The sequence below is a fragment of the Paenibacillus eucommiae genome, from assembly GCF_017874215.1.
GTDB lineage: Bacteria > Bacillota > Bacilli > Paenibacillales > NBRC-103111 > Paenibacillus_AI > Paenibacillus_AI eucommiae.
Genome location: NZ_JAGGLB010000025.1, coordinates 117,062 through 138,129, shown reverse-complemented (window position 1 = coordinate 138,129; position 21,068 = coordinate 117,062). Strand labels below are relative to the sequence as shown.

Below are 21,068 nucleotides of genomic sequence, written 5' to 3'. Positions count from 1 at the left end.
TACTTTAACGATGAAAAACATCGTTAAGTGAGTGTGTAACAGTAACGTAAGCGGTAAATTTGGAATAGACGAACTGCCCGGAGGTTTTTTTGGCGTCCTTTGAGGTGGAATGTTAAGTTCCCTACTCACCTAGTCCATCTACTATTCCATCTTCTAATCCATCTTCTATTCCATCCAGGTTCCGCTGCTCATCGTCAGCGATCCCCTGAACGTCTTCCGCGGTAATACTAAAGTATAGATAGCCGTCTTGCTCATGCCTTTTCAGCGCTCTTTGCTTGATAAATTTGGGGCTTGCCTCGCCGGAATCTTCATCATAGAAAAGGATAATGCCGTCCGTTTTTCTAAGCAGCAGGTCGTCTCTTGCTGATAGCTGCCATGTGCCGCTATAAGGCTGGTTGCTTACCGTCCCGTAATAATCAACGCCTCTTAGAATGTCCCGGTAATAGTTCTGCTTATCCTCTTTCCACTTCTCCTCGGGATTCTGATAAGCCGCTATTATAGAAAGCTTCAAGTGCGGGTAACGCTTTTTCATATCGATGACCACTTCACATGCCCACAAATCCACCCCATACTGCCCGGATGTAACGACCCACTCCAGTCCCTCTTCGACGAGCGGTGCAAGTTTGGCTTCAATCGCTTTTTTGATATATGCAATGCCTTTATGCTTCTGATCAAAAATGCTGAGCTCATGCGCACGGTAGCCCGTGACTAATATGCTTTTCATAATTAGCTCCTTGCTCCTCAAAAAACTAGCTGACGTACCCAGTGTACCCTGACATATGGATAATTGCAAAAATTTCCTTGTATAATGGGACCCTATGGACCCTATCAGGCTGGATGGGAATCCGCTCATAATAATCGGTATTTCATCTTGTTTTTTTCGGGATTGTACAAAAAGACTGACCTATAAAAAATCAGGTTTTCGTGTCTCTAGGTCGCACCCTGTTGCTTGCAAAAAATCAAAAGTTACAGTATGCTGTAACACAATCAGTTAAATGTAAAACATACACTAAAGTGTGAGGTGATTGTTTTGAAAGCATATACAGCAAAGCAAGTTACTGAAATCCTGCAAAAGGATGATCCTCAGATCAACTTGAGAACCGTTCGCTACTATACTCAGATTGGTATCATCCCCCCATTAGAGCTTCATGGAAACAAACGCGTGTATACGGAGAAACATATTCATTATTTTCGTGCGATTCTTACTTTATCTCTGAGCGGAGAAACCTTGGCCTCCATTCAAGAGAAGCTTGGGACACTTTCCTTGGAGGAAATCGGAAAAATAGGCGATAACCTCCCCTTTTACCAGTCGAAACAAATGCTTTCTAACGACACTCATGTCATCAACGAGGATGTTATGATTTCGATGAGCCCACGAATCTCCGCAGAGCTTCGCGCCAAAGTGGTAGATACCGTAACTCAAATGCTGAAGGGAGAACCCCTGTCATGATCAAAACCAAATTCACCAAATCAGCTATGGAAAATGAAGAGGGCATGAATCATCTTTGGATTCAGATAGCGCCCATTGGTCAAGCAGACCAGGTTCACGTGCAGATCGTGCTTCCGGCCGGGGTACACCGGCTCCATAATTTAAGTGGGTTTCCTGAGACAGCTGCAAAAGAAATTCAACTCCCGAACCCTTTGGCAGCAGCTGATCTTGTCATAGAGCTGTTTACCCGTGATCCCGTAATGCCTGGGGAAAAGACGGTTATTGTCGCTCTAACTTATAAAGACAGCGAGGGCAAACACAGCCGGTTGGAGCATTATGTTCCGTTGAGTATTCTAGCGGAAGAGGAAAGCGACAGCTTGCTGGTCGATGAAGAAGCGGTTGCTTATATTAAAGAGCTTCTCCTGCATCGAGGCTTAGAGCACAAGACGTTTATAGATTACTCAAAAACTCCAGTCATCCGAATAGACCCAAATAAATACTCAGATTTGGAAAAAAAGTATCGAATTGAAGGAGAGCTTTACGAATAACGTATAGCGTATAACGAATAACGGAATCATCCTCGCTTGTTTTGGGAAATATAGACTGTTGGTACCGAAATGTGAAAGCGAGGAGATCATATGGAAGCATTATATACGGCTACAGCAACGGCCCGCGGAGGCCGAAGCGGTAATGTAGCCTCATCGGATGGAACGTTGAATCACACACTAACGATGCCAAAAGGATTGGGTGGAGACGGCAAGCCAGGCACAAACCCGGAGCAATTGTTCGCAGCTGGCTATGCAGCATGCTTCGAAAGTGCGTTAGCCATGGTCGCCCGCCAAAAGGGCACTTCCACAAAAGACGCGAGTGTTACGGCCCATGTGTCCATTGGGAAGGATGGCGAACAAGGCTTTAAATTAGCCGTGCAGCTGGATATACACATCCCCGGCTTCGATGAGGCCGAAGCGCAGCAACTGAGCGAATCGGCGCATCAGGCGTGCCCTTATTCCAAAGCAACAAGAGGCAATATAGATGTAAAGCTGAACGTTGTACAGGAATCGGCCGCGAAAATTTAGCGCTACAACCAGGTTCAACCAAAAAAAGCATCCGTTCAGGCTCAACATGAGTCTGTACAATGCTTTTTTAGTTATTTCAGTAAGCCGCGATTACGCTTCAAATTCTGCAGCTGTCCAACCTCCATTTTCCACAACTACGCCGATAACGATGTGCCGTTGATCAACACTTCTCTACCTGTACCCGTCCGGAAAAAAAGGTCGCGCCGCCGCCCATATCCGCCAAGCGGTCCGGTGTCAACGCATTAACCAGCGCTTTGCCGTTCGGGGCATCTGCCCATAATCCCTGGCTGACAACGACTCCCGCGAGCACATCTTCACCTACGGATATGGTTAACCTGCATTCCCCCCGATGATTCGATACCCGGACGAGGTCGCCGTGGCAAATGCCAAGCGGCAGTGCGTCCGCGGCATTCATATGCAGCTTCGGCTTTTTCTCCAGCTTAATATGCTTCTCATTGTTGGAGAAGGTCGAGTTGAGGAAGTTATGATTGGGGCCCGGAATAAACAGGAATGGCAGATCGCCGTCATGGACAAGCGGGATGTAAGTCGGAAGCGCCGGATGCCCTCTCCGTTCCATCGCCTTCGAAACCAATTCGATCTTCCCGCTAGGCGTGTTCAGCTTGCCTGGAAACAACGGCTTTACCGCCGCTTTCATATACAGCTGCTTCGCCAGAGCTTCGTAAGTAATATTACTTAAATAGGGATTCCTCGGGTTATCCAAAGCCTGCTCGATGATCTGCTCATCTGTATCCTGAAAAGCCTGCTCATCAAAGCCCATTCCCCGCGCCAGCAAACGGAATACATCGACATTCGCCTTGCTCTCACCATAAGGTTCCAGCACGGGCTGCTGCAGGTGGGCATAGTGATGCCAATAGGAAAGGTAGAAATCCGTGTTCTCAAAAGAAGACGTCGCCGGAAGAACAATATCCGCATAGAGCGCCGTTTCCGTCAGGAACAAATCATGCACAACCGTAAACAAGTCCTCGCGCTGCAGTCCCTGCCTCACCTTGTTCGCTTCCGGTGCCACGATAGCAGGATTGGAATTATAAATATAGAGCGAGCGAAGCTTCGGTTCCAGCTCTAGCAAGGCGCTCCCGATCCGATTCATATTGATCGAGCGGGTCTTGTGCTTACGCAGCTTCGGCTGCTGAAGTGCCGTAGAATTAGGGTCCAGGTAGGCCCCGTTTCCTTTAATGGTCCCGCCGCCCTTATGCAGCCACTGCCCCGTAAGTGCTGGCAGACAGGCAATTGTCCGGATACACATTCCACCGTTGTCATGATGCTGAGGTCCATTGCCAATTCGAATGAAAGCTGGTGTCGTCTGACCATACAGACGTGCGAGGCTGTAAATATCCTCCACTGGGACACCTGTAATGGAAGAGACAACCTCCGGCACATACTGCTTCACATGCTCTCTAAGCTCTTCATGTCCGATTGTATACTGCCGCAGGAAATCCTCATTCACCATTTGCTCGGCAAACATAATGTTCATGAGTCCCAAGGCAAGCGCTGCATCCGTACCTGGCTGAATCGGAATAAACCAATCGGCCCAGCGTCCGGTCTGATTTTTATGCACATCAATGACTACGATCTTCGCGCCTTGTTTGCGCGCTTGCTCCGCGAGCATGACCTGATGCATATTGGTGCTTACCGCATTGATCCCCCACATCACAATCAGCTTGGCATGGATCGTGTCCTCCGGATCGGTCCCGAAGCTTCCGCCCATCGTATACCCATAGCCCACGCTGCCCGCAGCTGAACAAATTGTATATTCCAGCCGGCTCGCACCCAACCGGTTAAAAAACCGCCGGTCCATACCTTCAGTGCCGAGATATCCCATATTCCCATAAAAGCTGTAAGGTAGAATCGCCTCCGCCCCTTCAGCAGCAATTAGTTCTTTCCAGCGGGAGGTAATTGTCTGAATCGCCTCTTCCCATGAAATCCGCTCAAATTGATTATGCCCTTTAGGGCCTACTCGCTTCATCGGATACTGCAGCCGCTTCGGATCATACAGACGCTCACCGAAATGACGGACCTTGTTGCATATAGCGCCTTGAGTGACCGGGTGTGCCGGGTCCCCTTCAATTCGTACAATTTTCCCGTCTTTCTTATGAATCAACAACCCGCACTGATCAGGGCAATCCAGAGAGCACACTGCCGGAAAAATGCCCTCTGAGCCTACTGGACCTGTTGAAGCTGCTGAAGCAGACGAGGTAGCTGGGCCTGCTGATTGGGTAACTTTCATATCGAGGCACTCCTTCATACTTCTTTCGTTAACACTTGGCGTCACGATTTTATCAAAAAAAGCTAAACATCTTGAGGGTCAAGGGTTTAGCTTAGATATTTTTTTAATTGTACTATATCTAGGTCCACTTGGTCTATGCGGATAGCCAGTGCCTTCATTCTCTGAGAAAATCAGAACGGAAGATCAGATTATCCTATCGCCACTAAGGGATACGGGGAGGATGAGTGTTAGTGGCAGCCCGCCTTCTGCGGGAATGAGCGTGCTCCACTTAATGATGTTTTTCATCGTTAAAACAAGTGTCCCAGATCAACCCGTCACGTTAATGATGATTTTCATCGTTAAAAGAGGCTAGATGGCCTCTCAGGGTGGTTAAAAGGGATTTTAACGATGTTTTTCATCGTTAAAGTAAGGATGTGGAGCGGACCTGATGCTTTTAACGATGAAAAACATCGTTAAAGTAGCAAATCCTCTCGGTTGCGTGCTCTGGCGGGGACGCTCTTCATCTCCAGCGCCTGCGCCGAATCCTAGAGTGAATAAATTCCCAACTTGCTTAACCAAGCTGGACAATTTTAGTATACTTATGAAATATCCATTCAGAAGGAGGTTTCATAGTCAAAGTGACAGGTCAGACGTTAACAAAAATCCTTTTATGCTGCCTTTTATTGCCATGTATTGCATTTGCCGCTTTTTTTGCTGCGCTTATTACATCTTTAGGGGGGATGCGATTTTACACGCAGTTTGTCTTGGTGGTTGCTGTTGTTTTAGCCGTGTTTGTTGTAATTAGAGTGTTTAATCTGGTGAAGCCAAAAATACTTTATATAGCTATGGGCTCATTTGTATTGATTGGTGCTTTAACCATAACTGGATATGAAATCAAAAAAGCCTATAATGACAGCTTTGCCGTAGTCGACGACCAAGCTGTAGAGCTGTATGCCTATCAGCCTTTTAACCCGAATACAAGAGCGGCCAGACTGGAAGAACCGGCGTCCTTATCGATCCCGGACAATTTACCGAGACTTGACGGTGCAACTGCCTTATATCCGCTTTATGCAGCTTTTGTGCAGGCGGTTTATCCTGAGAAGGAATATGATATCGGTTATAGTGAAGTGTTGTGTTCAACCACCATCGAGGCCTATGAACATTTAATTCAAGGCAATACGGACATTATCTTTGCAGCCCGCCCTTCCCAAGAACAGCTGGATCATGCCAAAACAATGGGAGTAGAGCTGAAGCTAACCCCAATTGGCCGGGAGGCCTTTGTGTTTTTTGTGAATGCCTCCAATCCTGTCACTAATCTTTCAACGGAGCAGATCCGCTCGATTTATTCCGGTGAAACCAGGAGCTGGAAGCAGCTTGGAGGCCAGAATGAAAAAATAAAAGCGTTCCAAAGGCCTGACAATAGCGGCAGCCAAACGATGCTGCAAAAAATCATGGAAGACCGCCAGCTAATGACGTCCCCGAAGGAGGATGTCATCATAGGCATGGGCCAGATCATCAAGGATACTGCAGATTACCGCAATTATAAAAATGCGATCGGCTATTCCTTCCTCTATTTTGCTACGGAAATGGTGCAAAACGGCCAGATCCGTCTGCTTGACGTAGATGGCATCGCCCCTGCCAAGCAGACGATAGAAAATGGCGAATATCCGCTGGCCGCAGAGTTTTATGCCGTCACGGCAGGCACAACTAATCCTCACGCTGAAGCTTTTGTAGAGTGGATTTTATCTCCACAAGGACAGCTTTTGGTGGAAAAAACGGGCTACACCGCTTTGAAGAAATAATTAGCTGCATCCAAATGCTGCTCCTAAGCAGCGTTTGGATGCAGCCTCTTAAAACAATTAACTTAGATTGCTCGGCGAGGTCAGAGCTGGTAAGGGCTGGCCAAAGCTGATCAGCCCCCGCCTCGCCTAGCCAGCTATTCCCCATATTTGGACTGTCCCCGCAGTAGCCAGACCATTGGAATAACCAAGCAGACCGTTATACTCGCGATCAGAAAAACGTCATTGATGCCCAGTATGTAAGCCGCTGAATGAAACGATGCTTCCCTTCGATCCGCTCCCTCCATTAATTGCGCCAAGTGAACATCATATCTGCGGTAATAAATCGATGTAAACAAGCCTATTACTATAGCGGAAAATACTTGCCGAAGCCAGTTGATCAAGGCGGAAGCATGGCTTGAGAGCTCGCGTGGAATGTTCATCATGCCTATATTCGTCAGAGGAGACATCGATAACCCCGTGCCAAAATTACGAAGCGCCAGCAATATGATAATGAATAGCAGACTGGTGTCCGCTTTTAAATAACTGAATTGAAACATCGTGCACACCATGAACATACTGCCCGCAGTAATTAGCGCTACCGGTCCCGGCTTATTGTAAAAGCGTCCCGCCACAAAGGTACCGGCCGTAAGAAGAACCGCTGCTGGAATGAACACCAATCCAACCTCATAAGGCGTTAATCCTTTAACTTCTTGTAAATACAGTGGAACAAAATATATCCCCGTATACAGCCCAACGGAAAATATAAGCGAAATACATAAGCTCATCGTAAAAGCCCTGGATTTAAAAAGTCTAAGCTCCAGCAGCGGCTGCTTGCTCTTCAGCACATGCAATACAAACCAAAGCCCGCTCGTAAGGCTTAGCAGTAAGGTGAACCAGGTCGTCGGAGAACTTATTCCCCACTGATGAAAATTGCCGAACAAAAGCAGCAGCGATAGGCTGCCCGTAACTGCCAGCGCAAGTCCCAAACTATCCAGCTTCAAATGCGAGGAGGAGGAAACAACAGGCAGAACACGCCAGCCGACAAGCCACACGATAAGCCCTAGCGGAACGGTAACGAGGAACATCCACTGCCAGTGGTAGCCCAGCAGCCAGCCGCTGATCGTCGGAGAAACAGCGGTTCCCAGAACGGTTGCGAAGGACCAGATACTAACGGCAAAGGGCTGTTTTTCCCGGGGAATCATCTGATAAATCATAGCCAGAGACACCACCTGAATAAGTCCGCAGAATACGCCCTGGATAACTCTAAAGACAATTAGCGCATAAATATTCCAGGCAAGCCCGCTTAGAAAAGAGCTGATCGTAATCCCCGCAAGCGCTAGCAAAAACAAGTTCTTGTTGCCAAAACGATCTCCAGCATAACCACTGACTGGCGCGATAACCCCCGAGGCAAGTGTAAATCCGCTGACCAGCCACTGTGCTGTGTGCAAATCCGTACCAAAAATACTTATGAAAGCAGGAAGAGAAATGTTCAAAGAAGCAATATGATACATCCCTACAAAAGAGCCTAAAAAAAGTATCGTCAAGGTCGGCCAAAAAGGCTGCATTTCAATTCTTTGACCTAATTCTATTCCTGCTACGTTTACAGACAATACGGCACCCCCGATCTAGTCTCCACAGGGCCAAATGTGTACCCCAAATACTTATCCCAAATACGCGTCCCAAATATTCACCACCAAACATTAAATACCTTATAATTCCCATAGGTTTTATTGTCTTAATAACTTATGCCAAACATTATCACCCTCCACCTGTTGCGTCAATCACAATACTAATAGAACTTTTGCATATTGAAATAGATGAATCCTATAATCATCAGCAGAGCGGATATCCTTATATATTTATGAAATAAAACTATTAACATATTTCATAAAATCATTGACAGAATCACTTTCCGGGCATAATATAACATATATGAAATATGCTAATAAGAATATTTCATTTCTTTTATTCCTGGAGGTGCCGGCATGGTAACCATTGAACATTTGACGAAGACATTTTCAAACGGGAAAGGAATTTTCGACGTTTCGTTTTCGGTGAAGAAAGGCGAGGTTTTCGGCTTTTTGGGACCAAATGGTGCGGGAAAGTCTACAACGATCCGGCATATCATGGGCTTCATGAAACCAGACCAAGGATATGTGAAGGTGAACGGGCTGGATACCTGGAAGGAACAGGGGAAGGTTCAAGCCTACGTCGGATACCTGCCGGGTGAAATATCTTTTATTGAGGGAATGACAGGCAAGACGTTTCTGGATTTTATGGCTAATATGCAGGGGGTGAAGGACTTGTCCAAGCGCACTCGTTTAATCGACCGCCTGCAGTTCGACGTTCATACGCCCATCCGGAAAATGTCCAAAGGCATGAAGCAAAAGGTAGGCATCGTAGCTGCCTTCATGCATGACCCTGATGTGATTATTCTGGATGAACCTACATCAGGCCTCGACCCGCTTATGCAGAAGGTGTTTATCGAAATTGTGCTGGAGGAGAAAGCCAGGGGAAAAACATTCCTGATGTCCTCACACAGCTTTCCGGAAATCGAGAGGACATGCGACCGGGCTGCCATTATCAAAGACGGCATCATCATTGCCATCAAGGACATCCATGAGCTGCAGTCTATGCAGCGGAAGCTGTTCGAAGTCACCTTCGGAAGTCAAGCCGAGGCCGCATCGTTCCTGGATTCCGGCTTGCTTATCGAATCGCACGAAGGGAATCGGGTAAGAGTTGCCGTCCAGGGCAATTACGATACTTTTGTGGAAGAGACAGCCAAGTACAGAGTGCTTAACATCGATATTTTCACCCAAAACCTGGAGGACATATTTATGAATTACTATGATAGGAAGGGGACGATGAAATGAATGTCACTTTATATAAGCAGATGATGAAAGTGAATATGAAGGGCTTCATGAACTATGCATTCGGGTCTGCATTTTATATCCTGCTCATGTTCTGGTTGTATCCCGGTCTAGCCAAAAACACCAAAGCCATCGATGAGCTGGTCCAATCCATGCCTGAAGGAGTCGGAAAAGCTTTCGGACTCAATGGCTTTGATAGTGCCGAGGCCTTCATTTCTGGGGAATACTACGGACTCATTCTCGTTCTGATCCTCTCTATCGTATGTGTTCAGTTATCGACTCAGCTTATGGCCAAATTGGTGGATCAAGGCTCAATGGCCTATTTATTGTCGACACCAACAACCAGAGCGAAAGTCGCCTTCACGCAAGCAAGTGTTTTGGCAACCGGACTCTTTCTGATCATCGCCGTCACCACCATCGCCGGATTTGCCGGAAACGCCTGGTTTCTGGGCGGCGATTTTGAATTTGATACATCCACATTCATTCAGATGAATGCAGCAGCATTCCTGCTCTTCTTTGCTGTCGGCGGCATCTCCTTCCTGGTGTCCTCTCTGGCCAATGACGAGAAGAAGGCGCTTGGCATCTCCGGATTGATCACATTCGGATTCTTCAGCCTGGATCTGCTAGGTAAAATCAGCGCAAATATCGATTGGATGAGAAGCATCTCCATCTTTTCTTTGTATCAACCGGGCGAAATCGTAAATGGCAAGGATATGGCCGCATCCTCCCTCCTTCTCTTCGTCATCGGATTCATTGCGTTTGGCCTGGCTATTGTACTATTTCGCAAACGCGACCTGCCCTTATAGATGGTTCGTGCTTCATTTAACGATGTTTTTCATCGTTAAAGCAAGTGTTTCCAGGTAATCGGTCACGTTAATGATGATTTTCATCGTTAAAAGAAGGCGGATGGCCTCTCTGGGTGGCTAAAAGGGATTTTAACGATGTTTTTCATCGTTAAAGCAAAGATTTGGAGCGGACCTGGTGCTTTTAGCGATGAAAAACATCGTTAAAGTAGCAGGTCCTTCTCAGCTGCGCGCGCTGGTGACGAGAACATCTCATCCCCAGCGGCTTTGCCTGCGGGGAAATCTCCCCAAACCAAGAGAAAAACCCTTGCAGGCAGTCCGTTTGAGCTTGGCGTTCGTGGGATTGTAGCTAAAGAGAAGTAATGGCTGTGGGAGGAAGAGCGATAGCGTCCGCCTTTAAAGATTTGTTCCTACCTCCTCATCTATACCATTCATGGGAACAAATCAGCGGCTGGAGCCCACAGCCATTCCCTCCGCAACGCACCAAAGCCATGAACACGCACATCAAAGGACGCCGCGCATGGCGTCTTTTTTTGTAAGGTTTAATTATTATTTTGTATATGATCATTTACATTTAGAATATAATCGTATACAATTACTTTCATGGAGGTGAGATCGTTGCACAATCGTGTTCGGGAATTGAGAGCCCGTGACCGACTCTCGCAGAGTGATTTAGCGCAGTTGATTGGAGCATCCCGGCAAACGATCGCGCTAATTGAAAGGGGCGATTACTCCCCCTCGGTTGTATTGGCTATAAAAATTGCGCATGTATTTAAGGTGCAGGTGGAGGATATTTTTTTATTAGATGAGGAGGAACTAGGCCATGATTAGCAAGAGTACGCAAACGGGCTCCACTAAGAAAAAAAAGAACACACTGCTTATCCTCTTAAGTATGATTATAGGCGGAATTATAGGCTATCTCTTTTCAAGCGGTTTGCTTAAAAAAGTTCCAGAGGACATTCAGGTCACGCCTTCCATTTATTTTGAATATGACGTCTTATTTGCGGTTATTGCCCTCGTTTCTATTGTATTAACCGTATGGAATGCTTCCGGACTGCTGCGTCTATCTCGCATCAAAGATCAACAATCTTCTGAGCATGATGAACCCACGAGTCCCAAGGAACGCTTGCTAGGAACGCTGCTTAAAATCAGTACCTACAACTTTATTATCTCTTTTGTCTGGATTTCACTTGCCTTCGCTCATACCTTGGACATAGGCAAGAATCAGAGTCCCCCCTCTGAAGAAACTTTCATGCTGACTACTTTGCTCACTGCTGTATTGTTCTTGTTTATCTCTGTGTTTCTGCAAGTTTTAACTGTTAACCGGTATAACAAGCAGTATCCAGACCGCCAATTGGATCTGAGTGCCCTCCACGCGCAACGTGATCACTTCGAGAAGCTGGACGAAGGAGAGAAATATATCGCTTACCGCTCTTCTTACCGTGCCTTTAGAGTTGTTAATATTCTATTGATGGCAGGCATTCTGTTTTTCATCATGTATGCCCTGATGTTCAGCTTTTCCCCACTGCCAATTATCGTACTCGCCATCATCTGGATTGTGCAAAATGCGGTCTATTATCGTGAAGTCAGCAAGCTTGAAGGCTAACGCCGATTCACTGGAAATACGAGCAGCTTGATCTTGCTCTTGATCCTGCTCTTCCCCAACAATAAAAAATAGAAATGAGTGAATTCATTGAAGCATTTATTGAACAAGAACAATGGGTTGCCACGCAATAGCTGGATGAAAGGGGTGAGAGCATTCACTGCAGTTGCAATAGCAGCAAGTCTGCTCATTGCCAATGTACAGCAGGCCTCTGCTAATGAGAGCCAGACACTGCCTGCCTCTGCTGAGAATAACGCTGTGCAATCTTCTGCACAGTCCTCTACACTGCCAGTCACGACTCTCACCGCAGACAGCGCGGCGGCATTTCTGGATGAGTTCTTCTCATCCGAGCAAGCTAAGTCCTTGTATACCGGGGCTTCAGCTGTAATTGTCAAGGATGGCAAAGTGCTCGCCCAAAAAGGCTACGGGTACTCGGATAAATCCGGGCAAACGGCTGTAGATCCTGCACGCACCGTTTTTCGTATCGCTTCTGTATCCAAAACCTTTACAGCAGCAGCCATTATGCAGCTTGTCGAGCAAGGAAAAATCGATCTGAAGGCAGATTTTCGTAAATATGCCGGCGATCTCAAGTTCGATAACCCCTTTTCTACACCTGTTACCGTAGAGCATCTGTTGACTCATACTACCGGATTTGAAATTCGCGATCCCGAGCCCGAAGATATTCACAATGATTTCGAAAAATTTGTAGAAATAGAAGACTACGTCCGCGATCATATGCCGCCGGTAGTACGCAAGCCAGGCAGTGCGTATATGTATGATAACTTCGCCTCTTTACTGCTCGGATTGATTGTACAGAAAGTGAGTGGCGAGCCTTTCGAAGCTTATATGGAGCGTCATCTGTTCAAGCCTCTTGGCATGAAGAGCAGCGGTTTTCTTTTAGATGGGGAGCTCAAGAAGAATTTGGCTGTCTCCTATGATGCGGCCGATCAGCCTATTAACTTGTACACCCTCTCTCCTACGGTAATGCCGCAGGGAGGCATGCTGTCGACTGCAGAGGATGTGGGCAAATTCATGCTTGCTTTCCTTAATGGTGGAGCAGTTGGAACAGGCGGGGCAGGAAATGCAGGCGGCACCAGCCGCATATTGTCAGAGAATACAGTTGAGATGATGGAGCAGTACCGCTCCTCGATTCATCCCCTGATGCCGGACACCACTTATGGCTTTGAAGCAGCTTTCCAGCTTCCGGGAGCTGGCAGCAGTTCTAAGATCATTACCAAGGCTGGTGATTTAATTGGCTTTAGCTCTTATCTGTTCCTTATTCCCGAACAAAATACCGGCGTATTTATTACTTATAATAAGCAGAGCGCTCTGCGCAATTTATTTTATCCGCAATTCATTAGCACGTTTTTCCCGCAATATGCTGCGCCAGCTGAGCTGGAAGCTTACACTCCACAATCCGGTCAAAAGATGGAGAAGTATAGCGGCTTATATGCCGATCTTCGTTTGAAAGTTTTGGTTTCATCCTTGTATACTGAGGAGGAAAAGGACGGTGCTTTAAACATTTCCGATACTTTCATCGGACCACGTGCTCTTAGACAGGTGGACGACAACTTGTTTGTCGATGATGTGATGAAACAATTTACAGCGTTCAAACTGGATGAGTCTGGCGAAGTGGCTTATATGAAAGAACCCTATATTAATCCGCTAGGATATGCACGCAAAGGTGCCAAAGCAGCAGGATTTACAGATGTGAACGAGACGCATCCCTATGCCAAATATATACTTGGTCTGCAATCCCTTGGCTACTATTCGAATAACGCTGAAGCAGCCTTTGCTCCTGAACAAACGGTAACAAGGGGCGACTACGTGCAAAAATTGCTGGAAGCAAGCAGCATCAGAAGCAGTAAGACGGCGGAATTAGCATTCTCCGATCTTGACGAACATCCCGCTGCAGCCTATATCCAAATGGCATACGAGCTGGGTATGGTAACAGGCAATGGCCTCGGGCAATTCGAGCCCAATCGCGCTATTACCCGTCAGGAATCTGCCATTATGCTCTGGCGGCTTTTAGTTCACCAGTATCCTCCTGAGCTTTTTGAGGATGTTAAGCTGGCCGGTGAAACAGAGGATTGGGCCGTACAGGCCGTACAAATGATCGTTAGCCTTGGTATATACGGTCCGGAAGTACAGATTCAGCCAGATGGCTCAGTTGATTTCCACTCCAGGAAGTCCATGACCCGGCAAGAGCAAGCAGCCGTCCTATACGGACTTTTCACACAGCCAACCGATCAAATCGTCGCTGCCAAAGCAGCTCAGCAAAAAACGGATTCCGAGCCTGATGGCGCGCTTACGGATAAGACCGAAGATAAACCTGAAGCGCATTAAAACTAATAAAACGTCCGCCCTAATTAGTGGCGGACTCTTATTCATTTGAATAGCCGCAATAGTAACGATGAAAAGGATGTGAACCCGCATGGCCAAAGCTGATCATATGTTATCCATCCTCTGGCTGCTAAAAACACGAAAAAAAATGAGCGCTTCTCAACTTGCAGATGAACTGGAGATTCATATCCGTACGGTTTACAGGTATATAGATGCTCTTTGCGCCAGCGGCGTCCCTATCATTTCCGATACAGGGCGTACTGGTGGCTACCAATTACCGGAGCATTTCGTGGAATCTCCCCTCTTCTTCGACATCAAGGAGCAGAAGGCTCTTGTTCATGCTGCTATCTTTGCCCAAGAAGCGGGCTATCCGCATGGCGCAGCCTTGAATCGCGCGGTCTCCAAAATAAAAAGATTTACGAATCCTGCACAATTAAACACAATTGAGCGCCATGAGTCGGGTATTGAGGTGCTTCACCCACCCGTTCATATTTTGGAAACAGCTGCCCTGCAGCATTTAGAAGCATCCATCGCAGCAGGGTTGACACTTTCGGTTGTGTATCAGACAGGTTATGAGGGTAATTCCCAAGAACGCCTAATCGATCCTTACGGCTTGGTGTATTGGAAAGGCAAGTGGTATATCGTAGGCTTCTGCCATCTCCGTCATGAAATCCGTACATTTCGAGTGGATCGTATGAAGAGCTTAACAGAAACAGATTCAATTTTTCAAAAGCCAGAGGCATTCTCGTCCCGCCAGTTTTTGTTAGACAGCTTACTGCCAAACACAGAGGATGAAGCGAGTCTAATCTCCATTCATATCGAAGGAAATCCGCAAGCTATCAACGATTTATGTCAACATTGGCTATTGGGACATGCCCTTATTGAACGGACAGCCTATAAAGCCCATTTCAAATTGGATGAATGGACGCTTTACACGCAGGCTCCTTACCTGCTGCTCTCTTATGGCGGAAAGCTTTTTGTCACACAGCCTCAAGAACTCAGGGAATGTATGGCCGAGATTGCTTTATCTTTGTATGAATATTACCAATCTCCACAACAATAATTGGGCTTTTTTTTCAACATCAAGAAAAGACTGACCATCATTGTCAGTGTTTCTGTATTATAATAAAGGCTCAACCTAATAAACAGTGCTTGACAGTCAAGCAAACATTCGATGGCGGTTAAATGCTACGAAAATGCCAGCTTTATAGCGGCAAGGTACTTGTCATAGCTATTTTCATATCGGCGTAAGTAACACGTGCGCTAATGGCCACCTCAGTGTCACCGCAGTCCGTTAGAAGCGGAAATGCAGCGAAATGAGATTGTAACGGTCACGGATGCCCCTTACAGGCTGAAAAGGGGGCGATTGTGGGGAATACCGCCTTCTAATGGTCGCGGATGTCCATAAGAATCGTGAATAGGTAAAAATCAGCCTCTAAAGGTCAGCAGTGACCGTTATAGACAGGTCCTTTCCGTATCTGGAAGATATCTTCCGTCGTTGTGATATACGGATTCTGCATCGGTCTATTCCTCTTTTGTTGTTGGGTAGGACTTTTAACCGTACAGGATTGGCAGATGTTTTTCCAGTTGTAGCTATCCATTCATTTGTAAAGCACTGATTGTGGTGTTGAGCCATAATGAAAGCATGAAATTAAACTGGAGGATTGCACAGATGGCAGGTACTCTATTTAGAAAAGCAGTTGAAAAGGAAACAGGTTATTCTTGGGACCAATGGGTTTCCATATTGAATGAGGATTGTGGCGAAGCTTACTCCTACGAACAATTGATCGATTACTTACAGGAGATTCATACGGTCGATGCCAAATGGCTTCCTATTATTGCCGCCATGTATGAGCAAAAGTTAGGCCGCAAGCCTGTCGGACAAACAGCCGCGGTCGGATTCCAAATAGGTGTAAGAAGAACAGCAGACGTATCAAAAGAACAAATATGGAATTATATGCTCTCACCTGATGGACTAAAATTATGGATTGGCGTTCTCCCCTCCCTTCCTTTGCAGGCTGGAAGCCAGTACAAATCTGAAGATGGCACATTCGGCAGGCTGGGGGTCATTAAACCCTATGAAAAGCTGCGGATGACCTGGCAGAGAAAAGATTGGGACAAGCCCTCAGCGCTGCAAATTTACTTATTGACCACCAAAACCAAAAAGACAACTATTTCCTTCCACCAGGAAAAGCTTGACGATCTTTATATGCGGGAAGTAATGAAGCTTCATTGGGAGGAAGTATTGGATAAAATCATTCATCAGACCCAAAAGGAGTGAATCCAATAATAAAAACATCTGGATTAATCCGCTGTCTCTTGAAGTGCTGCTTCCTGTGATCTTTTCAAAATCTCCGTAACGGTTTGCTCCGCTGTCCATTCAGAGGAATCCAGCCACAATCCGATTGGGGGCGTCTCATTACGCAGCACATTGTCCAATCCAGTTACGGTCCAAGCACCGTATCCTTTTTTGGAACGAGCGGATTCCCTCTCTGTGACTACAGTAGTATTCGGACAAAGAACGACGACATGCAAGGGACGATTTTGAATAAAAGAAATGAAATCATTCAGCATAGGACCAATTACAACATCCTGTACAATGACAGTAAATCCCGCTTGAACATACGTGTCCGCAGCCTGTGCAGCCAGACGATACCGAAGCCGCAATTGCTCTAACTCATCTTTTCCCGCGTTTGGTTGTACTTCTTTTCTGTTATTTATGATCATTCTCCGAAATACATCTCCCCGCAGATGCACGGATTTGTCAAACCGTTCGGAAAGTAATTGGGCAACCGTAGATTTTCCGCTCGCCATTATTCCTGTAATGAGAAATATGCGTTGGCCTTCTTCTAACATAAAGGTACTCCTTCGATTCCAACTTTACCCTCTATTATAATTGCAGATAATTTAGCTAGTTAAGGGTGAGTTCGGTTAAATTAAAAGTTTCTTGGTGGCATGGCTTACAAGCTCCTCACTTAACTCGCACAGCCGTTCGATATGTCGGACTTCTAAAGCCACAAATCCTAATTTCTCTAAATCCTCTTGCAAAGGCAGGGGCAGGGATACTAGATATTCTTCTATTGAACGTCCCTCAGATGTTGAAAGGAATAACCAAAATGCTTCACCAGCAAATTGCCAGCTCAGATTAGTGAACTGTTTGGACCGAATTAGTCGCTTTGCCTTCCTGCCCATCAAAACATCCTGAATCGTTGACAACGAGAAGTTGTTGCAAGATTCCGGGTATTTGTTCCTTAGAAATTCACGAAATCGTTCAACAGCTCTAATAATTGTGGATGCTTGATTCTCCGAATTAGTTAGCCAATAACTTATATCTGTATAGTCCCCGAAGCTTGGCCAGTTCTTCTCCATCAGTAACATCATACTACCAGTAGATAAATTCCCCTGTTCCAGGTAAGTGACCAAAAAAGCAGTATCCGCCCAAGCCGCACCAGCCGCAATAGTTGCAGAGTACAAATTTCCTGCTTCGATGCTTTCTTTTGCCCACTTCTGTCGTTCATGCACAACTTTTATCCATTCACTTTTCATTCTCTGCTTGCCTGTTGAAGAGTTAAAATATGCGTAAGTCAATATCGCTCCACTCGTCATCGTCCCCACGTCCTACCGATCCGCCTACAAAGGCAAATATTACACCAGGAATGTCTAATTCACTGATTAGTTTTTGTGCCAGCAGCAGCTTCTGCCCATAGATATTCACTATTCTTCCCCCCCTAAATTCTATTAGAGCTTCAAAACTTAATTCAACCAATTATTATTTAATACTAGTTTATTTACATAAAAATCTATAATTTGATAATATTTGATTCCTTAATTTATTTAGATTAAAATCAAATATAACATGGAACTCTAGAATGTACTATTTTGAGGAAGAAGGAGGGATTACAATATATCTGTTTACCAGATTGAAAAAAATCGATTTATTAACTGTTTTTGTCTTGTTATCACTTTTATTAATCAGTATATTTTTAGTTCATAGCGCTACTATAAATGATACGGACATAAATATCAGTGCATCAAAATATTTTATTATTTATTTCATTAGTATTCTTGGCTTTGTTTTCGCAAGTCTACTAAACTATAGAATATTATTAATCTTATTATTTATATATTGTAGGAATAATACTGTTAATTAGTGTTTTTCTTTTTGGATCTACGAAGAATGGATCACGGGGTTGGTTTAAACTTCCTGGAGGTTTAGACTTTCAACCTGCTGAGATTATGAAGATTATACTCATTATTACTATTGCTAAAATAATATCAACAAAAAATGGGGAACGATTAAATTTCTTGAAAGATGTATTGTATATATCTATTATTATTTTTATTCCATTTATGCTTGTCCTAATTCAACCAGACCTTGGAAATGCTTCGATTTATCTTGTAGTTCTTATAGGGATGTTATGGATAGGTAACATTAAATACACTCATGCTTTTGTTACAATAATCATTTTTATAAGTACACTAACATTATTTTACTTTTTATATATTCATTACCATGATGATATAAAGCATATTTTTCAACAAATTGGCGTAGGTCATTGGGCGAATAGATTAGATGCTTTTATTGACCCCACTCAAGCTTCAAAAGATGAAACCTATCATGTCAAAAATGCAATGACTGCTATTGGTTCCGGTGGACTCTACGGTGAAGGTTATCTTAAAGGTACTTCTGTTCATGCAAGTTACATCCCTTATTCATATTCTGATTCAATTTTCGTAGTCGTAAGTGAAGAATTTGGATTTTTAGGTTCAGCAACACTATTATTACTTTATTTTTTACTTATATATAGATTAATTACTATAGCAGTTGAATCAAAATCAAGAAATGGGTCGCTAATCGTTGTAGGTATTGCATCCATGTTTGTCTTTCAAATCTTTGAAAATGTAGGAATGATGATGGGGATTATTCCCTTAACGGGAATAACTCTACCTTTTATTAGTTATGGAGGAACATCTTTATTATTAAATATGTTATCTATTGGGATTGTAATGAGCATTAAAATCTATGATAAAGAAAATGAGGATTATATTTAAATAAATTGATTAATTTTCTCATACATTATCATTCAAAATGTTCCTCCTTTAATTCCACTATATCCAGATCATCAAATTCTTTCCCCAGCTTTTCCGCCAGCGACCTCACACCAAATATCTCTGTGAACGTATGGCTTCCGACAATTAGATTCATACCAACAAATTGAGCATATTGAACCGTGTATAAGATTTTTTCACCTGTTATATATACATCACATCCTGCGTGAAGAGCATCACGAATGTTTTGGGTTGAGTTGCCTGCACCTGTTATTATACCTACTCGCTTTATTAAATTATCAGAATTTTTCCACGATTTCACTTTCTCATTTAGAACAATACCTACTCTTTCACTTAATTCCTCAAAAGTTATAGGAACCATAAATTCTCCAACTCCTGGAATGCTTTTTCCGTCACGATGACTAGATTGCTGTATGAGTTCATTAATTCCTATAGCTTTAAAAAGTGAATTGCAAGTTCCAAACGCCGCATAATCGAGAGGCAAATGTACGAAAAAATGGCTGATTCCATATTCCTTAAGTAGGGTGTGGCATTTCTCTTTCATACCGTAAACGAAATCCCAGGCATCATGATGGGTGATAATTAAATCTATTTTTTTCTCTGCGGCTTGTACGACAATTTCCGGGGAAATATTTGTTGCGTAGCCCATGCGTTTCATAGCTTTTGGACCATATTCGTAGAATGCAAATTCTTCGCCTTCATCAAATTGGATTAACAGATCGCCAAAATACGACTCCATTGTTGTTCTAAATTGTTCAGCTTCCATTACAACACCTCCTGACAAATATTTCACTACAAATTCCCTAAAACAAATCGGGTAACCGTTTCCGCATACCGTTCAGGCTCCTCATAACGAGGCATATGGCCACTATGTTCAAAGAATTTAAAACGATAGTCCTTTACCTCCTTCATAAAGGTACTGACATGTCTCTCACAGGTGACATAATCATGTGCACCCTTTATCAAAAGTGCAGGACACTCAACGCTACGGAGCATAGAAATAATCGATTGGTAGATCGCTCCTTCATCAAAGAGCTTCTTTAGAAATAGGGCCTGCTTACTCCACCATTCATTCGGAAAAGGGGATTCAGAAACGAGACGATCAAAAAATAATTTATCCGGGCCATAGGTGTACAAATTTTCACGCCGATCTCCTAATTGAGGAAGAATCTGATTAAAGCATATATCAAATAATTGCTCTGACGAACGCTCATCCTGCGAAGCTTCCATACAAATAAGCGCCTGCTCCTCCTCCTCTGTTTGTAAATATTGTTCAGCAGCCCCCCACAACAAGGACCTTGCTGAAAGACCTAAATCAAAGGTTGGTGACTCAAATATTATTTTTTCAATGGAATCCGGATAAGCTGCATAATAAAGCAGTGCCATATAACCGCCAAAAGAGTGCCCAAGAACGGACCAACGTTTCAATCCCAACGATATCCTTAATGCCTCACAGTCCTCAACGATATCAGTTAACTTAAAATCCTCATCTTCCAGGAGGGATTCAGAACGAAGAACACCTCTCTGATCAACAGTAATCAAGCGAAGCTGCCCGGAGAGCCGATCTTTTTGAAATACCTCAAAATCATAAGAGCCTATACCAGGTCCACCGTGTATGTACAATAATGGTGGCGAATCTTCCTCGCCAAACGTTCCCACGTATAAATCTTTACCACGAATATTCATTAGTTCTCCCATGTTCATCCCTCCTTCCTGATTATATACTTTTTTGGAAAATTTCTCCCTACTTCTTAAGTATGAGAAAAACGCCTTGCGACTTCTTTTGAAGTGCTTGTTCGTGACTTCGGTGCGTTGCGGAGGTAAGGGCTGTGGGCTCCAGCCGCTGTTAAAGATAGGTTCCCTTGTGAG

20 protein-coding genes are annotated in these 21,068 nt (G+C 44.6%); 12 read left to right on the top strand and 8 right to left on the bottom strand.

Going from position 1 to position 21,068, the window contains the following annotated elements; translation table 11 throughout:
- Nucleotides 1–121: 121 nt before the first annotated feature.
- The gene (locus J2Z66_RS29370) at nucleotides 122–724 is read right to left on the bottom strand and encodes an SLOG family protein (RefSeq protein WP_209976312.1); all 603 of its coding nucleotides are present in this window, start codon (nucleotides 722–724) and stop codon (nucleotides 122–124) included.
- A 306-nt stretch (nucleotides 725–1,030) separates the two neighbouring features.
- On the opposite strand from J2Z66_RS29370, the gene J2Z66_RS29365 reads away from it, so the two are divergent.
- From J2Z66_RS29365 to J2Z66_RS29355, 3 genes are all read left to right on the top strand, one after another.
- On the top strand, nucleotides 1,031–1,450 hold the full coding sequence (locus tag J2Z66_RS29365; RefSeq protein WP_209976311.1) for a MerR family transcriptional regulator: 420 nt from the start codon (nucleotides 1,031–1,033) through the stop codon (nucleotides 1,448–1,450).
- Entirely contained in the window at nucleotides 1,447–1,977 is a 531-nt protein-coding gene (locus tag J2Z66_RS29360) for a hypothetical protein (protein ID WP_209976310.1), read from the top strand. Before J2Z66_RS29365 ends, J2Z66_RS29360 begins: the two co-directional genes overlap by 4 nt.
- Nucleotides 1,978–2,067: 90 nt before the next feature.
- Nucleotides 2,068–2,505: an organic hydroperoxide resistance protein gene (locus J2Z66_RS29355; protein WP_209976309.1), complete on the top strand. Its 438-nt coding sequence runs from the start codon at nucleotides 2,068–2,070 to the stop codon at nucleotides 2,503–2,505.
- Nucleotides 2,506–2,665: 160 nt separating this feature from the next.
- Here the strand turns inward: J2Z66_RS29355 and J2Z66_RS29350 are convergent, their stop codons facing one another.
- Nucleotides 2,666–4,750 carry a molybdopterin-containing oxidoreductase family protein gene (locus J2Z66_RS29350; RefSeq protein ID WP_209976308.1) on the bottom strand — a complete coding sequence of 695 codons (2,085 nt, stop codon included), beginning with the start codon at nucleotides 4,748–4,750 and terminating at the stop codon, nucleotides 2,666–2,668.
- Nucleotides 4,751–5,469: 719 nt separating this feature from the next.
- On the opposite strand from J2Z66_RS29350, the gene J2Z66_RS29345 reads away from it, so the two are divergent.
- Nucleotides 5,470–6,531, top strand: coding sequence for a PstS family phosphate ABC transporter substrate-binding protein (locus J2Z66_RS29345; protein WP_209976307.1), 1,062 nt, complete (start codon nucleotides 5,470–5,472; stop codon nucleotides 6,529–6,531).
- A gap of 134 nt (nucleotides 6,532–6,665) precedes the next feature.
- Here the strand turns inward: J2Z66_RS29345 and J2Z66_RS29340 are convergent, their stop codons facing one another.
- Nucleotides 6,666–8,120 (bottom strand): DHA2 family efflux MFS transporter permease subunit, encoded by a 1,455-nt coding sequence (locus J2Z66_RS29340; RefSeq protein ID WP_245375929.1) that lies wholly within the window; start codon nucleotides 8,118–8,120, stop codon nucleotides 6,666–6,668.
- Between the two features lie 375 nt (nucleotides 8,121–8,495).
- Between J2Z66_RS29340 and J2Z66_RS29335 the strand changes: the two genes are divergently transcribed.
- From J2Z66_RS29335 to J2Z66_RS29305, 7 genes are all read left to right on the top strand, one after another.
- Nucleotides 8,496–9,383: an ABC transporter ATP-binding protein gene (locus tag J2Z66_RS29335; RefSeq protein WP_209976306.1), complete on the top strand. Its 888-nt coding sequence runs from the start codon at nucleotides 8,496–8,498 to the stop codon at nucleotides 9,381–9,383.
- Nucleotides 9,380–10,186, top strand: coding sequence for an ABC transporter permease subunit (locus J2Z66_RS29330; protein ID WP_209976305.1), 807 nt, complete (start codon nucleotides 9,380–9,382; stop codon nucleotides 10,184–10,186). The genes J2Z66_RS29335 and J2Z66_RS29330 overlap by 4 nt, the downstream gene beginning before the upstream one ends.
- A 600-nt stretch (nucleotides 10,187–10,786) precedes the next feature.
- Nucleotides 10,787–11,014, top strand: a complete 228-nt coding sequence (locus tag J2Z66_RS29325; protein ID WP_209976304.1) for a helix-turn-helix transcriptional regulator — start codon at nucleotides 10,787–10,789, stop codon at nucleotides 11,012–11,014.
- On the top strand, nucleotides 11,007–11,789 hold the full coding sequence (locus J2Z66_RS29320; protein WP_209976303.1) for a DUF3169 family protein: 783 nt from the start codon (nucleotides 11,007–11,009) through the stop codon (nucleotides 11,787–11,789). Before J2Z66_RS29325 ends, J2Z66_RS29320 begins: the two co-directional genes overlap by 8 nt.
- 87 nt (nucleotides 11,790–11,876) lie before the next feature.
- Nucleotides 11,877–14,132 carry a serine hydrolase domain-containing protein gene (locus J2Z66_RS29315; RefSeq protein ID WP_245375928.1) on the top strand — a complete coding sequence of 752 codons (2,256 nt, stop codon included), beginning with the start codon at nucleotides 11,877–11,879 and terminating at the stop codon, nucleotides 14,130–14,132.
- 88 nt (nucleotides 14,133–14,220) lie between these two features.
- Nucleotides 14,221–15,192 (top strand): helix-turn-helix transcriptional regulator, encoded by a 972-nt coding sequence (locus J2Z66_RS29310; protein ID WP_209976302.1) that lies wholly within the window; start codon nucleotides 14,221–14,223, stop codon nucleotides 15,190–15,192.
- Between the two features lie 609 nt (nucleotides 15,193–15,801).
- Nucleotides 15,802–16,410 carry an SRPBCC domain-containing protein gene (locus J2Z66_RS29305; RefSeq protein ID WP_245375927.1) on the top strand — a complete coding sequence of 203 codons (609 nt, stop codon included), beginning with the start codon at nucleotides 15,802–15,804 and terminating at the stop codon, nucleotides 16,408–16,410.
- 23 nt (nucleotides 16,411–16,433) lie between these two features.
- Here J2Z66_RS29305 and J2Z66_RS29300 read toward each other — a convergent pair whose 3' ends face one another.
- The 3 genes from J2Z66_RS29300 to J2Z66_RS29290 form a co-directional block, all read right to left on the bottom strand.
- The gene (locus J2Z66_RS29300; RefSeq protein ID WP_209976301.1) at nucleotides 16,434–16,985 is read right to left on the bottom strand and encodes an AAA family ATPase; all 552 of its coding nucleotides are present in this window, start codon (nucleotides 16,983–16,985) and stop codon (nucleotides 16,434–16,436) included.
- A 75-nt stretch (nucleotides 16,986–17,060) separates the two neighbouring features.
- Nucleotides 17,061–17,735, bottom strand: a complete 675-nt coding sequence (locus J2Z66_RS29295) for a hypothetical protein (protein ID WP_209976300.1) — start codon at nucleotides 17,733–17,735, stop codon at nucleotides 17,061–17,063.
- Complete coding sequence (locus J2Z66_RS29290) at nucleotides 17,698–17,844, bottom strand: nucleotidyltransferase domain-containing protein (protein ID WP_209976299.1); 147 nt, start codon at nucleotides 17,842–17,844, stop codon at nucleotides 17,698–17,700. Before J2Z66_RS29290 ends, J2Z66_RS29295 begins: the two co-directional genes overlap by 38 nt.
- 410 nt (nucleotides 17,845–18,254) lie before the next feature.
- On the opposite strand from J2Z66_RS29290, the gene J2Z66_RS29285 reads away from it, so the two are divergent.
- On the top strand, nucleotides 18,255–19,181 hold the full coding sequence (locus J2Z66_RS29285; RefSeq protein WP_312894827.1) for an FtsW/RodA/SpoVE family cell cycle protein: 927 nt from the start codon (nucleotides 18,255–18,257) through the stop codon (nucleotides 19,179–19,181).
- Between the two features lie 28 nt (nucleotides 19,182–19,209).
- Here the strand turns inward: J2Z66_RS29285 and J2Z66_RS29280 are convergent, their stop codons facing one another.
- Both J2Z66_RS29280 and J2Z66_RS29275 read right to left on the bottom strand, forming a co-directional pair.
- Entirely contained in the window at nucleotides 19,210–19,965 is a 756-nt protein-coding gene (locus J2Z66_RS29280; protein WP_209976298.1) for a Nif3-like dinuclear metal center hexameric protein, read from the bottom strand.
- A gap of 26 nt (nucleotides 19,966–19,991) precedes the next feature.
- Nucleotides 19,992–20,897, bottom strand: coding sequence for an alpha/beta fold hydrolase (locus tag J2Z66_RS29275; RefSeq protein ID WP_209976297.1), 906 nt, complete (start codon nucleotides 20,895–20,897; stop codon nucleotides 19,992–19,994).
- Nucleotides 20,898–21,068 lie beyond the last annotated feature (171 nt).

What these genes read in the sequence shown, in the direction of transcription:
- J2Z66_RS29370 (WP_209976312.1), bottom strand. Translation starts at nt 724, where the DNA reads ATGAAAAGCATATTAGTCACGGGCTACCGTGCGCATGAGCTCAGCATT.
- J2Z66_RS29360 (WP_209976310.1), top strand. Translation starts at nt 1,447, where the DNA reads ATGATCAAAACCAAATTCACCAAATCAGCTATGGAAAATGAAGAGGGC.
- J2Z66_RS29355 (WP_209976309.1), top strand. Translation starts at nt 2,068, where the DNA reads ATGGAAGCATTATATACGGCTACAGCAACGGCCCGCGGAGGCCGAAGC.
- J2Z66_RS29350 (WP_209976308.1), bottom strand. Translation starts at nt 4,750, where the DNA reads ATGAAAGTTACCCAATCAGCAGGCCCAGCTACCTCGTCTGCTTCAGCA.
- J2Z66_RS29345 (WP_209976307.1), top strand. Translation starts at nt 5,470, where the DNA reads ATGCGATTTTACACGCAGTTTGTCTTGGTGGTTGCTGTTGTTTTAGCC.
- J2Z66_RS29335 (WP_209976306.1), top strand. Translation starts at nt 8,496, where the DNA reads ATGGTAACCATTGAACATTTGACGAAGACATTTTCAAACGGGAAAGGA.
- J2Z66_RS29330 (WP_209976305.1), top strand. Translation starts at nt 9,380, where the DNA reads ATGAATGTCACTTTATATAAGCAGATGATGAAAGTGAATATGAAGGGC.
- J2Z66_RS29325 (WP_209976304.1), top strand. Translation starts at nt 10,787, where the DNA reads ATGGAGGTGAGATCGTTGCACAATCGTGTTCGGGAATTGAGAGCCCGT.
- J2Z66_RS29320 (WP_209976303.1), top strand. Translation starts at nt 11,007, where the DNA reads ATGATTAGCAAGAGTACGCAAACGGGCTCCACTAAGAAAAAAAAGAAC.
- J2Z66_RS29310 (WP_209976302.1), top strand. Translation starts at nt 14,221, where the DNA reads ATGGCCAAAGCTGATCATATGTTATCCATCCTCTGGCTGCTAAAAACA.
- J2Z66_RS29305 (WP_245375927.1), top strand. Translation starts at nt 15,802, where the DNA reads ATGGCAGGTACTCTATTTAGAAAAGCAGTTGAAAAGGAAACAGGTTAT.
- J2Z66_RS29300 (WP_209976301.1), bottom strand. Translation starts at nt 16,985, where the DNA reads ATGTTAGAAGAAGGCCAACGCATATTTCTCATTACAGGAATAATGGCG.
- J2Z66_RS29295 (WP_209976300.1), bottom strand. Translation starts at nt 17,735, where the DNA reads ATGACGAGTGGAGCGATATTGACTTACGCATATTTTAACTCTTCAACA.
- J2Z66_RS29280 (WP_209976298.1), bottom strand. Translation starts at nt 19,965, where the DNA reads ATGGAAGCTGAACAATTTAGAACAACAATGGAGTCGTATTTTGGCGAT.
- J2Z66_RS29275 (WP_209976297.1), bottom strand. Translation starts at nt 20,897, where the DNA reads ATGGGAGAACTAATGAATATTCGTGGTAAAGATTTATACGTGGGAACG.